The following is an 11,768-nucleotide window of genomic DNA, read 5'->3' on the forward strand; positions in this document are numbered from 1 at the left end:
CGGGACGGCCGACCGTGGATTGGCCGGAAGGCGCGGGACCACTGCCGTCGCTCGAGCGCTCATGCCGCTGAGGTCCCCTCATGTGGCGGGAATGCGCACAGAGGGCTGTCAGGTCGGAGCCGATCGGGCCACCGACCGGGCATCCTCATTCAGAGGGCCCGCCGCGATATCCGGCAGGCTTAATACCACTGTACCCCGGATTCGCGCATCTGTGTTGGGCGAATTCCTGGGAACCGTGCCGCGACGGCGGCTGACCAGGCCCTTCCGCGGTGCGGACGGCGAGCTATTGTGCGCTTCATGGAGACGCCTGACAACGCCACCGCGCCCGCCGCCGACGCAGCCGAAGAACTCACCGGGATCGCCGCCCAGGACTGGGCCGTGGCCTCCGCCGACCCCCAGTACCGCGCCGCGGTGGTGGACCTGCTCGGCGCGCTCGCCTATGGGGAGCTCGCGGCCTTCGAGCGGCTCGCCGAGGACGCGAAGCTTGCCCCGACCCTGGCGGACAAGGCGGAACTGGCGAAGATGGCCTCCGCCGAGTTCCACCACTTCGAGCAGCTGAGGAACCGGCTGACTGCGATCGAGAGCGAGCCCACGAAGGCGATGGAGCCGTTCGCCGCCGCGCTGGACGAGTTCCACCGTCAGACAGCCCCGTCCGACTGGCTGGAGGGTCTGGTCAAGGCGTACGTCGGTGACTCGATCGCCAGCGACTTCTACCGCGAGGTGGCCGTGCGGCTGGATTCGGACACCCGCCGGCTCGTGCTCGGAGTGCTCGACGACACCGGGCACGGCAACTTCGCCGTGGAGAAGGTGCGCGCGGCGATCGAGGCGGACCCGCGGGTCGGCGGCCGGCTCGCGCTGTGGGCGCGCCGGCTGATGGGCGAGGCGCTGTCCCAGGCGCAGCGGGTCGTCGCCGAGCGGGACGCGTTGTCGACGATGCTCGTGGGCGGCGTCGCCGACGGCTTCGACCTGGCGGCGGTCGGTGAGATGTTCACCCGGATCACCAAGGCGCACACGAAGCGGATGGCCGCGCTGGGGCTGGCGGCGTGACGCGGTGAGCGGGGCCGGCGGCGGCGCTGCTCGGCCGGCGGTCGGACGGACCTCAGACCGCGGCTGATCGGCGCAGTCGCCGTGTCGTGGGCCGGATCAGCAGCGACAGCGTGACGGCCCCGACGAAGACCGCGCCGAGGAGCGTGCCCAGCAGATTGCCCGGGCCGACGGCCATGTGCGTCAGATACGCGCCGAACAGCGCGCCGAGCGTGCCCGTCGCGAAGACCACGCGGGGGGCCGGAAGCCGGTCCGGAAGCCTTCGCACGGCCGCCCATGAGAGCGCGAGTCCGAGCAGGACGGAACCGAGAGCTTCCAGGATCACCACGGATCACCTCACGGACGTCGGCGGGCACATCTGGTCGTAGCCCGTCCTACCCGGACCGGCCGGAAAGCAACCATCAGCACCACCCGATCACCGCTGGACACGACGGCCGGGACGGGATACGGGAGGGCCCGGCGGGGCAGTCCCCCGCCGGGCCCTTCCGCAAGGTGTGGTCTAGAGCGCGCCGAAGCCCACGCGGCGCGTGGCCGGCTCGCCGATTTCGACGTAGGCGACACGGTCGGCCGGTACCAGCACCTTGCGCCCCTTGTCGTCGGTCAGGCTGAGCAGCTGCGCCTTGCCGGCCAGCGCGTCGGCCACCGCGCGCTCGACCTCCTCGGCGGTCTGAGCGCTCTCCAGAACGATTTCCCGGGGCGCGTGCTGCACGCCGATCTTGACCTCCACGGCTATGTCCCTCCGAACGGTCAGCGATGCGCGGTCAGCCGCGCCGTACCCAGCACACATTAGCCCGGTGAGGCGATGTCCCACGGACCAGCCGTGCACGCCCGCAGCGAACAGAGGCGACCGGAGCGGTCAGTGACCGTCGCCCTGGCCGTCGCCCGCGTGGAGCGGGAAGCCGGCGATGCCTCGCCACGCGAGCGAGGTGAGGAGCTGCACCGCCTTGTCGCGAGGGATGCCGGAAGGGCTGGACAGCCAGTACCGGGCGACCACCTGTGACACCCCGCCCAGTCCGACGGCCAGCAGCATGGACTCGTCCTTGGACAGTCCCGTGTCCTCGGCGATCACGTCGGAGATCGCCTCCGCGCACTGCAGCGAGACCCGCTCGACCCGTTCGCGCACCGCGGGCTCGTTCGTCAGGTCGGACTCGAAGACCAGCCGGAACGCGCCGCCCTCGTCCTCGACGTAGGCGAAGTAGGCGTCCATGGTGGCGGCGACGCGCTGCTTGTTGTCCGTCGTCGACGCGAGGGCGCCCCGTACGGCCTGGAGCAGGGACTCGCAGTGCTGGTCCAGCAGCGCCAGATAGAGCTCGAGCTTCCCGGGGAAGTGCTGGTACAGCACCGGCTTGCTGACGCCGGCGCGCTCGGCGATGTCGTCCATGGCCGCCGAGTGGTATCCCTGGGCGACGAATACTTCCTGGGCCGCGCCCAGAAGCTGGTTGCGTCTGGCACGGCGCGGCAGGCGGGTGCCTCTCGGGCGCGCCGCTTCTGTCTGCTCGATGGCTGTCACGCCGCCTCCCACGTTCGATGTCACAAGCACAGTGTTCCGTGCGTGCGTTCTGCGCTCGCGCCCGCCATCGTACTTTTGGGTAACCGTGATGTGCGCGGTGCGAGCGCAGAATTTCACGTACCGGACGCCCGCGGTAGCTGGTGATGACCGGGAATCCGAACAAATCAGCGGTAGTCGTCCTCGTCGAGCTCCACCACCCGGGCTTGTTCCGCCGCGTCCGCCTCGTTCGCCTCGCCCGGTTCGAGGCGGTCCAGCGGCTCGTCGCCGCGCTGCTGGAGCTCGGTGTGCTGCTCGGCGGCATCCGCCTCCGGGGTTTCCTCGTCGAGCTCGTCCAGCTCGTCGAGCGTGATTGACCGGCCCTGATCGTCCTCTGCGAAGGTTTCCGGGTCCGTCGGGTCGACAGCCATCTGGATCCCTTTCCTGTGCGGCATGGGACAGGGTCGAGTTCCCCATATATGAGCCTAGAAGCAAGCTCTGCCCGACGCTATGCGATCTGTGACGGCGAACACAGGATGCGCCGCGTGATCGTCTCGTAACATTGCCCCCATGTCTTCGACCGAGCTGCCGGAAACCCGCGCCGCCGCACCGGCTCCGCGGGTACGGGCCGTACGGGTCGCGGAGGGCGAGGAACTCCGCTCCGTCTCGCTGCCCGGGCTGACGCTGACCGTGCGCGCTCGCCCACCGGCGCGCGCCGGACTGCCTCCCGCGCTCTACGTCCACGGGCTCGGCGGCTCGTCGCAGAACTGGACGTCCCTGATGCAGTGTCTCGAGGACACGGTGGACGGCGAGGCCGTCGACCTCCCGGGCTTCGGGGACTCGCCACCGCCCGACGACGGCAACTACTCGATCACCGCCCATGCCCGCGCGGTGATCCGCTTGCTCGACGCGCGCGGCCGCGGACCCGTCCATCTGCTCGGCAACTCGCTGGGCGGCGCCGTCGTCACGCGGGTCGCCGCCGTCCGCCCCGACCTGGTGAGCACGCTCACCCTGGTCTCGCCCGCGCTGCCCGAGCTGCGCGCCCAGCGCAGCGCCTGGCCCACCGCGTCACTGGCCCTGCCCGGCGTCGCACCCCTCTTCCGGCGGCTGACGAGGAACTGGACTCCGGAGATGCGGGTCCGTGGAGTGGTCGCCCTCTGCTACGGGGACCCCGGCCAGGTGACCGACGAGGCCCTCCTGCACGCCGTGGAGGAGATGGAGCGGCGGCTGGAGCTGCCGTACTTCTGGGACGTGATGGCGCGATCGGCCCGCGGCATCGTCGACGCGTACACACTGGGCGGGCAGCACGGGCTGTGGCGTCAGGCGGAGCGGGTGCTCGCGCCGACCCTGCTCGTCTACGGGTGCCGGGACCAGCTCGTCTCGTACCGTATGGCGCGCAAGGCGTCCGCCGCGTTCCGCGACTCGCGACTGCTGACCCTTCCGGACGCGGGTCACGTCGCCATGATGGAGTATCCCGAGACGGTCGCTCAGGCCGTACGGGAACTACTCGACGACAGCACGAGGAGCTGACCGGGGCGTGGGACGACACAGCCGCAAGGGCCCCGCACCCAAGGCCGACGACCCCAGGAACACCGCCGGCGGCAGCGCCGGCACCGCGACCACACCCGCCGGATCCGGCACGGGGCGGCGCCGGCGCTCCGGCGCCCCGCCCGAGCAGCACGCCGGGCCCGCGGCCCACGGCACGCCGGCGCACGGGGTGCCGCAGGTGCGCGGCGGCCACCCCGAGCAGTACGAGACGGGCGGAGGCTGGGGCGGCCCGCAAGGGGCAGGCCAGCGGTACGGCGACTGGCAGGGCGCCCCGCGCGGGCACACCAGCACCACGACCGGGCAGCACCCCGTGGTTCCGCCGCCCGGGCGCCAGGGGCCGCCGATAGGCGCCGGTGCCCGGATTCCCGGCCCGCGGCGCGAGTTCGTCGATGCCTTCGACGGTCCCGGCGCGCCCGGCGGCGGCGTCGGTACAGGCGAGCGGGAGCCGGACCGGGACACCCGGTCCGGCTCCGCCGCCACGGAATCCGACGAGGAGCCCCCCGCCAAGCACGGCAAGGGCCGTACGTTCACCGGCATCGCGGCCGCCGCCGTGATCACCGTTCTCGCGGTCGTGGTGGCCGGACAGGTCACCGACACGGGCGCGGACGCGACGGCCAGCCAGGCGGCGGAGGGCGGGAACCGGGGATCTCTGGAGGATGCCTCGCGCTCGCAGCAGCGGGTCATCCCGCCCCAGCAGGCGCCGGTCGCACCGGCGGCGCCGGCCGCGCCGCTGACGTACGCGCAGCTGATGACCCGGCAGTTCCCGCTCGATCCCAAGCTGGGCGGCACCGGGAAGTTCGAGGCGGTGGCGGGCTTCGACAAGGCGCCGGGCAAGGGGCGGAAGGTCCGCTACCGGATCGACGTCGAGAAGAACCTCGGCCTGGACGGGAAGCTGTTCGCGGAAGCCGTCCAGAAGACGCTCAACGACGAACGGAGCTGGGCGCACGGTGGCGCCATGACCTTCGAGCGCATCTCCTCGGGAGAGCCCGAGTTCGTCATCACCCTGGCGAGCCCCGGGACCACGGCGACGTGGTGCGCCAAGTCCGATCTCGACACCACCGTCGACAACGTCTCCTGCGACTCCGCGTCCACCGAGCGCGTGATGATCAACGCGTTCCGCTGGGCCCAGGGGTCGGAGACCTACGGGGCCAAGGCGATGCTCGCCTACCGCCAGATGCTCATCAACCACGAGGTCGGGCACCGTCTCGGGCACGGTCATGTGAACTGCCGGACGCCGGGCGCCCTCGCCCCGGTGATGCAGCAGCAGACCAAGTCGCTGGACATCGACGGGGTCAAGTGCCGTCCCAACCCCTGGGTGCATCCGGGGAGCTGAGTCCGGGCAGCCCGCGGGCGCCCGTCCCCGACCGTCCGGTGGCCGGGACGGCGGCCTTCTCGGGAACGGCGACCCTGCGCGTCGCCCGCGCCCGCGCCCGCGCCCTCGCCCTCGCCGTCTCCCGCGCCGTCGTACGGCCGTACGGGGCGCGAGCCGGGCTTCGCCATGGTCTGACGGAACGTGACGGAAACCGCTTGTAGCGCGACCGAACGCTACGGGAGCGGGAAAGTTACGTGCATTCACCCCTTCCGGTGGCGCGATGGACAACCGTCCGTCGCGCCACCGGCATATCCGCATAACGTCTTCCCGCCGCGAGCCGCCGGACCAAGGCGGCCGCACATACAGGAGATCGGGGGTGCGCTCGTGCGGATCGGACTGCTCACGGATGGTGGTTACCCGTACGCGACGGGTGAGTCCAGGCTCTGGTGCGACCGGCTCGTACGCGGGCTCGCGCAGCACGAATTCGACGTCTACGCCCTCAGCCGCAGCGCCCGGCAGGAGGACCAGGGCTGGATCGAACTGCCGCCCCACGTCGAGCGCGTACGCACCGCACCGCTCTGGGCGCCCGAGGACGACGGCCGCACCTACGGGCGGCGCGAACGGCGCGCGTTCGCCGGGCACTTCACATCGCTCGCCACCGCCGTGTGCGGCGACGGCGAGCAGGACGGATTCGCCGACGGCCTGTACGGACTCGCCGAACTCGCCCGCGAACGCGGCGGACTGTACGCCGCGCTCCGCTCCGAACTGGCCGTACGCATCCTCGAACGCGCCTGCCGCGCCCCGGGCGCACGCCGGGCCGTGCACACGGCGGCCGTCCCCGACTACCTCGCCTTCACCGACGAACTGGAGCGTGCTCTGCGCCCGCTCTCGCTCGACTGGTACGGGGACGACTCGCTCGGCGCCGTCGACCTCTGCCATGCCGCGTCCGGGGGTACCGCGGCCCTGCCCGGGCTTCTGGCCAAACGCTTCTTCGGGGTTCCGCTGCTGGTCACCGAGTACGGCGTGCAACTGCGGGCGCACTACCTCTCGGCCCACGACGCGCCCCTCGGTGCGCCCGTCCGCGCCCTGCTCGCCGCCTTCCACGGGCGCCTCGCGTCCGAGGTCTACCGGCAGGCGTCCGTCATCACCCCCGGGAACACCCACGCCAGACGCTGGCAGGAGAAGTGCGGCGCCGACCCCGCCCGGCTGCGCACCGTCTACCCCGGCATGGACGCCGAACGCTTCACCGCGGTGGGGGAGGGGGACGACAGCGGCGACCCGCACACCCTCGTCTGGGTCGGCCGGATCGAACCGGCCAAGGACCTCATCGCGCTGCTCCACGCCTTCGCCGAGGTACGGAAGGAGGAGCCGGACGCGCGGCTGCGGATCCTCGGCGCTCCCGTGCAGGGGCCGGAGGCCGGCGCGTACCTCGCGCACTGCAGGGCGCTGGCCGCGCAGCTCTTCCCCGACGAGGCCGCCGACGCGCACGCGGTCGGCGACAACCCGGTCTCCTTCGAGGAGATCGGCGGCCCCGAGGCCCCCGACCTCGCCGACGCCTATGCCGCGGGTGCCGTCATCGTCCTGTCCAGCGTCGTCGAGGGCTTCCCGATCAGCCTCGTCGAGGCGATGTTCTGCGGACGTGCGACGGTGTCGACGGACGTCGGCGCGGTCGTCGAAGTCATCGGCGGTACGGGGCTCGTGGTGCCCCCGCGCAACCCGCGGGCGCTTGCGGACTCCTGCCTCGCGCTGTTGCGCGACCCGGAGCGCCGTGCGCGGCTCGGCGCCGCGGCGCGTGCCCGGGCACTCGAACTCTTCACCGTCGAGCAGAATCTCGCCGCCTTTCGCGGTATCTACCTGGAGCTCATCTCGCACAGCCCGGTCCACCGCGACTCGGAGGCCGTCGACGTCGACGGTGAGCCCCTGCCCTTCGCCACGCCCGCTGAGGCCCACGTCCCCGGCCACTGGACCGGCGGCCGCACCCGCCCCCGCTGGGCGGGCCCCGCTCCCATGACCGCCGCGGCCGCCCCAGGAGGCCCCGATGCCTGACTCCACCGCCGTACCTGTCCCCGGCAGAACCACCGCCGGGCAGCCGCCGGACTCCGAGTGCCGGACCGTCGCCGTGGCCGACGTGCCGAAGCGGCCCGCCAGCCCCGGGGCATGGGACACCCGCTCGAAGGAACTGCTGGACAAGGATTCCGCGTCCGCCGGGTCCGGGCGTGACCGGAACAAGGCAGGGCGCCGCGGCCCCGCCGACCCGGTGAAGGCGCTCATACACCGCCACCGCGAACTGTGCGAACGAGCCGTCGACCCCCTGGAGATCGCCGCCGGGCTGGAGGCCCACGGCGTCACCGACCGCACCGCCGCCAGGTTCCGGCACCGCGATGTCTTCTCGCTCGCCGAGGAGTTGTACGCCCGGGTGCCCCGCGGCGAGGCGAGCCCGCGGCCCGCCGCGGACGAGACGCCCGCCGAGCGCCCCGCGCACACCGCGGCCGTGCTGCTGCCGGGCGCCGTGGCCGTCCTCGCCGCAGCGGGCCTGCGGTTCACCGACGGAGGCGCGTGGATCGCGGTGGGCGCCGTCGGCGCGACAGGGCTCGCCCTGGCGCTGGCGTGGAGCCTGCGGCGCGGGCCCCTTCGCGCCCCGGGGCGCACCGTGCCCGCCGCACGCCCTCTGGTGTGCTGGCTGGTGGCGTACGCGCTCCTCGGCGACGGGCTGCTGACCCAGCTCCTCGGCGGCGGCCCCGAAGGCCCCTGGCCCCTGACGCCCGGCCCGCTCGTGGGCCTCGCCCTCGCCGTCGCCCCCGCGGCCTGGAGCGCCGGGTTCTTCTCCGCACGGGCCCGGCGCAGGCTCGACGGCAGCCGGGGACTCGAGGAGTTCGCCGCCGGCGCACGCCCCCTGCTGTTCGCGAGCGTCGCGCTCCACGCCGGCGCCCTCACCGGTCTGCTCGTGCTGACGTCCCTGCTGCTGCCCGTGGCACTCGCCCCGGCCGTCGCCCTCGGACTGCTGCTCTTCCTCGCCCGGCTGCTCACCGTGCACGGCTTCCCCCACGCCGCGGCGGCCGGCCTGGCCGCCGCCTGCGCCGGCGAAGCACTCGCCCTGGCCACCGTCGTCGGCGGCCGCCTCCCCGGCTGCGGCTTCCTCGCCCGGCCCGTCGAGGCCGTGGTCACCCACTGGGGCGTCGCCGCAGTGCCCGCCCTCTTCTGCGGCGCCGCCGCGCTCGGGCTGCTGGTCCATGCGGCGGCAGCGCTCTCCCGGGCCTCGGCCCACACCACATGACGCCCCCACGCGCCCCCCACACGCACCCGCGGAGCCGACGCCGCGGGCGTACCCACCACAGCCCCATCCCATCGAGGAGACGAACGACAATGACCCCGCACCACCCAGCACCGGCCCGTCGGCCCCGAGGAGCCGCGCGATGAGGGTGCTGCTGCTCGGAGCCAATGGCTTCCTCGGCCGGTTCGTCGCCGACCGGTTGCTGGCCGACCCGGCCGTGCACCTCACCGCGTTGGGGCGCGGCGACGACGCCGACGTACGGTTCGACCTCGCGGGCGGCAGCCCCGGAGCCCTCACGCGGTTCCTGGACGCCGTCCATCCCGGAGTGGTGATCAACTGCGCCGGTGCCACCCGCGGTGGCGCCCGCGACCTCACCCGGCACAACACCGTGGCCGTCGCCACCGTGTGCGAGGCCCTGCGCCGCAGCGGCTGCGAGGCCCGGCTCGTCCAGGTCGGCTGCGCCTCCGAGTACGGGCCCTCGCAGCCCGGCTCGTCGACCGCCGAGGACGCCGTGCCCCGCCCCGGAGGCCCGTACGGGGTCTCCAAGCTCGCCGCGACGGAGCTGGTGCTCGGCTCGGGACTGGACGCCGTCGTGCTGCGGGTCTTCTCGCCCGTCGGCCCCGGCACCCCCGCCGGATCGCCGCTGGGCCGGCTCGCCGAGGCCATGCGCCGTGCCATGCAGTCCGGCGACGCCGAGCTGAAGCTCAGCGGCCTCGGGGTCCAGCGCGACTTCGTCGACGTACGGGACGTGGCGCGCGCGGTGCACGCCGCCTCGCTCTCCGCCGCCCAGGGCGTTGTCAACATCGGCACCGGCCGCGCGGTCCGGCTGCGTGACGCCGCCGCCGTACTCGCCAGGGTCGCCGGCTACGCGGGCGCGCTCCATGAACTCGACAGCTCCCCGGTCCGCCCCGGCCACCCGGTCATCGGCGCCCCCCGCGGCCCCGAGTCCCTCACCGAGCAGCTGGGCGCCACGCCGTACCCGTACCCCGACGGCTGCGGCAGCTGGCAGCAGGCCGACGTACGCACTGCCCGGGACCGGCTCGGCTGGCGGCCCCGGATCAACCTGGAGGAGTCCCTCGCGGACATCTGGATGGAGGCGGCATGCCGCATCTGATCAGCACGGACCTCGCACTCTCCGCCACGGGCGCCGACCGGCTCGGCTTCGGTGTCCCCGGCTACGCCCACCCCCTGCTCGCCCCGGTCGAATGGGCCGAGCTGACCCGGCCGGGCACTTCGCTGCACTGGGCCGTCCTCAATGTCGCGAACGGACCCGGCAGCCGGCCCGACCCGCACTGTCTCGAAGCGGCGGGCAGGCTCACCAACGCCGGTGTCCGGGTGCTGGGCCACATCGATCTGGCGCACGGCACCCGCACCTTCGGCGAGATCGTCTCCGACGCCCACCGCTACCTGGACTGGTACAAGGTCGGGGGGTTCCTGCTGGACAACTGCCCGGTCGAGCGCGAGGACCTGCACCACGTACGGCGCGCCACGGCCACGCTGGAGGCCGTCCTGGACGGCGGTCACCTCGTCCTGGGGCACGGCAGCCACCCCTATCCCGGGTACGCGGAAGTGGCCGACCAGCTCGTCACCTTCTCCGGGCACTGGACCGACTACCGCTGGTCCCAGGTGGCGGAGTGGACCGCCGACCTTCCGCCCGAGCGCTTCGCGCACTTCGTGTACGGAGTGCCGCGGACGCATCTGGACGAGGCGATGCGGATCGCCCGCTGGCAGGGAGCGGGAACGATCTTCTTCACCGACCGCAAGGGAAGAGGGCCGGGGCAAAGCGGAGCATTCGACGCGTTGCCCGGCTACTGGGACGAAATCGTCTCGCGGATTGGACCGGGTGTCTCGGAATGAGAAGGCGCGTGGCAGTGTTACAGCGAGAACACCCGTACTGACGTAACCCACCAACGGAGTCCCCGTGTCGCTGCCACCCCTGGTCGAGCCGGCTGCCGAGCTCACCGTAGACGAGGTCCGCAGGTACTCCCGCCACCTGATCATCCCGGATGTCGGGATGGACGGGCAGAAGCGGCTGAAGAACGCCAAGGTGCTCTGTGTGGGCGCCGGTGGCCTCGGCTCGCCGGCGCTGATGTACCTGGCCGCGGCCGGTGTCGGCACCCTCGGCATCGTGGAGTTCGACGAGGTCGACGAGTCGAACCTGCAGCGGCAGATCATCCACAGCCAGTCGGACATCGGCCGCTCCAAGGCCGAGTCCGCGCGTGACAGCGTCAAGGGCATCAACCCGTACGTCAACGTGGTCCTTCACGAAGAGCGGCTCGAGGCCGAGAACGTGATGGACATCTTCAGCCAGTACGACCTCATCGTCGACGGCACGGACAACTTCGCCACCCGCTACCTGGTGAACGACGCGTGCGTGCTGCTGAACAAGCCCTATGTGTGGGGCTCGATCTACCGGTTCGACGGCCAGGCGTCCGTCTTCTGGTCCGAGCACGGTCCCTGCTACCGCTGCCTGTACCCGGAGCCCCCGCCGCCCGGCATGGTCCCCTCCTGCGCCGAGGGCGGCGTGCTGGGCGTGCTCTGCGCCTCCATCGGCTCCATCCAGGTCAACGAGGCCATCAAGCTGCTCGCCGGCATCGGGGACCCGCTGGTCGGGCGACTGATGATCTACGACGCCCTGGAGATGCAGTACCGCCAGGTCAAGGTCCGCAAGGACCCGAACTGCGCGGTCTGCGGTGAGAACCCGACCGTCACCGAGCTCATCGACTACGAGGCCTTCTGCGGCGTCGTGTCCGAGGAGGCACAGGAGGCGGCCCTCGGCTCGACGATCACTCCCAAGCAGCTCAAGGAGTGGATCGACGACGGAGAGAGCATCGACATCATCGATGTCCGTGAGCCCAACGAGTACGAGATCGTCTCCATCCCGGGCGCCCGGCTGATCCCGAAGAACGAGTTCCTGATGGGCAACGCCCTCCAGGGCCTGCCGCAGGACAAGAAGATCGTCCTGCACTGCAAGACAGGTGTCCGCAGTGCGGAAGTCCTTGCCGTGCTCAAGTCGGCGGGCTTCGCGGACGCGGTGCACGTCGGCGGTGGAGTGATCGGCTGGGTCAACCAGATCGAACCGGACAAGCCGGTCTACTAGACCCGCA

13 protein-coding genes are annotated in these 11,768 nt (G+C 72.3%); 9 read left to right on the forward strand and 4 right to left on the reverse strand.

Features of this window, described 5'->3' with window-relative positions:
* Positions 1-297 precede the first annotated feature (297 nt).
* Entirely contained in the window at positions 298-1,047 is a 750-nt protein-coding gene (locus ACIQMR_RS30205; protein WP_266382688.1) for a ferritin-like fold-containing protein, read from the forward strand.
* A 52-nt stretch (positions 1,048-1,099) separates the two neighbouring features.
* On the opposite strand, the gene ACIQMR_RS30210 is transcribed toward ACIQMR_RS30205, so the two are convergent.
* From ACIQMR_RS30210 to ACIQMR_RS30225, 4 genes are all read right to left on the reverse strand, one after another.
* Entirely contained in the window at positions 1,100-1,369 is a 270-nt protein-coding gene (locus ACIQMR_RS30210) for a hypothetical protein (RefSeq protein ID WP_401394062.1), read from the reverse strand.
* Positions 1,370-1,543: 174 nt separating this feature from the next.
* A complete protein-coding gene (locus ACIQMR_RS30215; protein WP_401393849.1) occupies positions 1,544-1,771 on the reverse strand; it encodes a DUF3107 domain-containing protein in 228 nt (75 codons plus the stop codon).
* A 129-nt stretch (positions 1,772-1,900) separates the two neighbouring features.
* Entirely contained in the window at positions 1,901-2,554 is a 654-nt protein-coding gene (locus tag ACIQMR_RS30220) for a TetR/AcrR family transcriptional regulator (protein WP_401393852.1), read from the reverse strand.
* 164 nt (positions 2,555-2,718) lie between these two features.
* Complete coding sequence (locus tag ACIQMR_RS30225) at positions 2,719-2,961, reverse strand: hypothetical protein (protein WP_358668039.1); 243 nt, start codon at positions 2,959-2,961, stop codon at positions 2,719-2,721.
* Between the two features lie 139 nt (positions 2,962-3,100).
* On the opposite strand from ACIQMR_RS30225, the gene ACIQMR_RS30230 reads away from it, so the two are divergent.
* The 8 genes from ACIQMR_RS30230 to moeZ all read left to right on the forward strand — a co-directional run bounded on the left by ACIQMR_RS30230 (position 3,101) and on the right by moeZ (position 11,761).
* Positions 3,101-4,060: an alpha/beta fold hydrolase gene (locus ACIQMR_RS30230; RefSeq protein WP_401393855.1), complete on the forward strand. Its 960-nt coding sequence runs from the start codon at positions 3,101-3,103 to the stop codon at positions 4,058-4,060.
* Positions 4,061-4,067: 7 nt separating this feature from the next.
* Entirely contained in the window at positions 4,068-5,411 is a 1,344-nt protein-coding gene (locus tag ACIQMR_RS30235) for a DUF3152 domain-containing protein (RefSeq protein ID WP_401393858.1), read from the forward strand.
* Positions 5,412-5,449: 38 nt separating this feature from the next.
* Complete coding sequence (locus ACIQMR_RS30240; RefSeq protein WP_401393860.1) at positions 5,450-5,611, forward strand: hypothetical protein; 162 nt, start codon at positions 5,450-5,452, stop codon at positions 5,609-5,611.
* A gap of 163 nt (positions 5,612-5,774) precedes the next feature.
* Positions 5,775-7,436 (forward strand): DUF3492 domain-containing protein, encoded by a 1,662-nt coding sequence (locus ACIQMR_RS30245; protein WP_401393863.1) that lies wholly within the window; start codon positions 5,775-5,777, stop codon positions 7,434-7,436.
* On the forward strand, positions 7,429-8,664 hold the full coding sequence (locus ACIQMR_RS30250) for a hypothetical protein (protein WP_401393866.1): 1,236 nt from the start codon (positions 7,429-7,431) through the stop codon (positions 8,662-8,664). The genes ACIQMR_RS30245 and ACIQMR_RS30250 overlap by 8 nt, the downstream gene beginning before the upstream one ends.
* 139 nt (positions 8,665-8,803) lie before the next feature.
* Positions 8,804-9,775, forward strand: a complete 972-nt coding sequence (locus ACIQMR_RS30255; RefSeq protein ID WP_385479529.1) for an NAD-dependent epimerase/dehydratase family protein — start codon at positions 8,804-8,806, stop codon at positions 9,773-9,775.
* Complete coding sequence (locus ACIQMR_RS30260) at positions 9,763-10,518, forward strand: spherulation-specific family 4 protein (protein WP_401393869.1); 756 nt, start codon at positions 9,763-9,765, stop codon at positions 10,516-10,518. The genes ACIQMR_RS30255 and ACIQMR_RS30260 overlap by 13 nt, the downstream gene beginning before the upstream one ends.
* Before the next feature lie 64 nt (positions 10,519-10,582).
* Positions 10,583-11,761 carry an adenylyltransferase/sulfurtransferase MoeZ gene (gene moeZ / locus ACIQMR_RS30265; RefSeq protein WP_401393871.1) on the forward strand — a complete coding sequence of 393 codons (1,179 nt, stop codon included), beginning with the start codon at positions 10,583-10,585 and terminating at the stop codon, positions 11,759-11,761.
* Positions 11,762-11,768 lie beyond the last annotated feature (7 nt).

Source organism: Streptomyces sp. NPDC091376, assembly GCF_044757085.1.
GTDB classification, from domain to species: Bacteria; Actinomycetota; Actinomycetes; order Streptomycetales; family Streptomycetaceae; genus Streptomyces; species Streptomyces pratisoli.

Coding starts and splice junctions, on each gene's coding strand:
- ACIQMR_RS30205 (WP_266382688.1), top strand. CDS start 298: ATGGAGACGCCTGACAACGCCACCGCGCCCGCCGCCGACGCAGCCGAA.
- ACIQMR_RS30255 (WP_385479529.1), top strand. CDS start 8,804: ATGAGGGTGCTGCTGCTCGGAGCCAATGGCTTCCTCGGCCGGTTCGTC.
- ACIQMR_RS30230 (WP_401393855.1), top strand. CDS start 3,101: ATGTCTTCGACCGAGCTGCCGGAAACCCGCGCCGCCGCACCGGCTCCG.
- ACIQMR_RS30225 (WP_358668039.1), bottom strand. CDS start 2,961: ATGGCTGTCGACCCGACGGACCCGGAAACCTTCGCAGAGGACGATCAG.
- ACIQMR_RS30250 (WP_401393866.1), top strand. CDS start 7,429: ATGCCTGACTCCACCGCCGTACCTGTCCCCGGCAGAACCACCGCCGGG.
- ACIQMR_RS30260 (WP_401393869.1), top strand. CDS start 9,763: ATGCCGCATCTGATCAGCACGGACCTCGCACTCTCCGCCACGGGCGCC.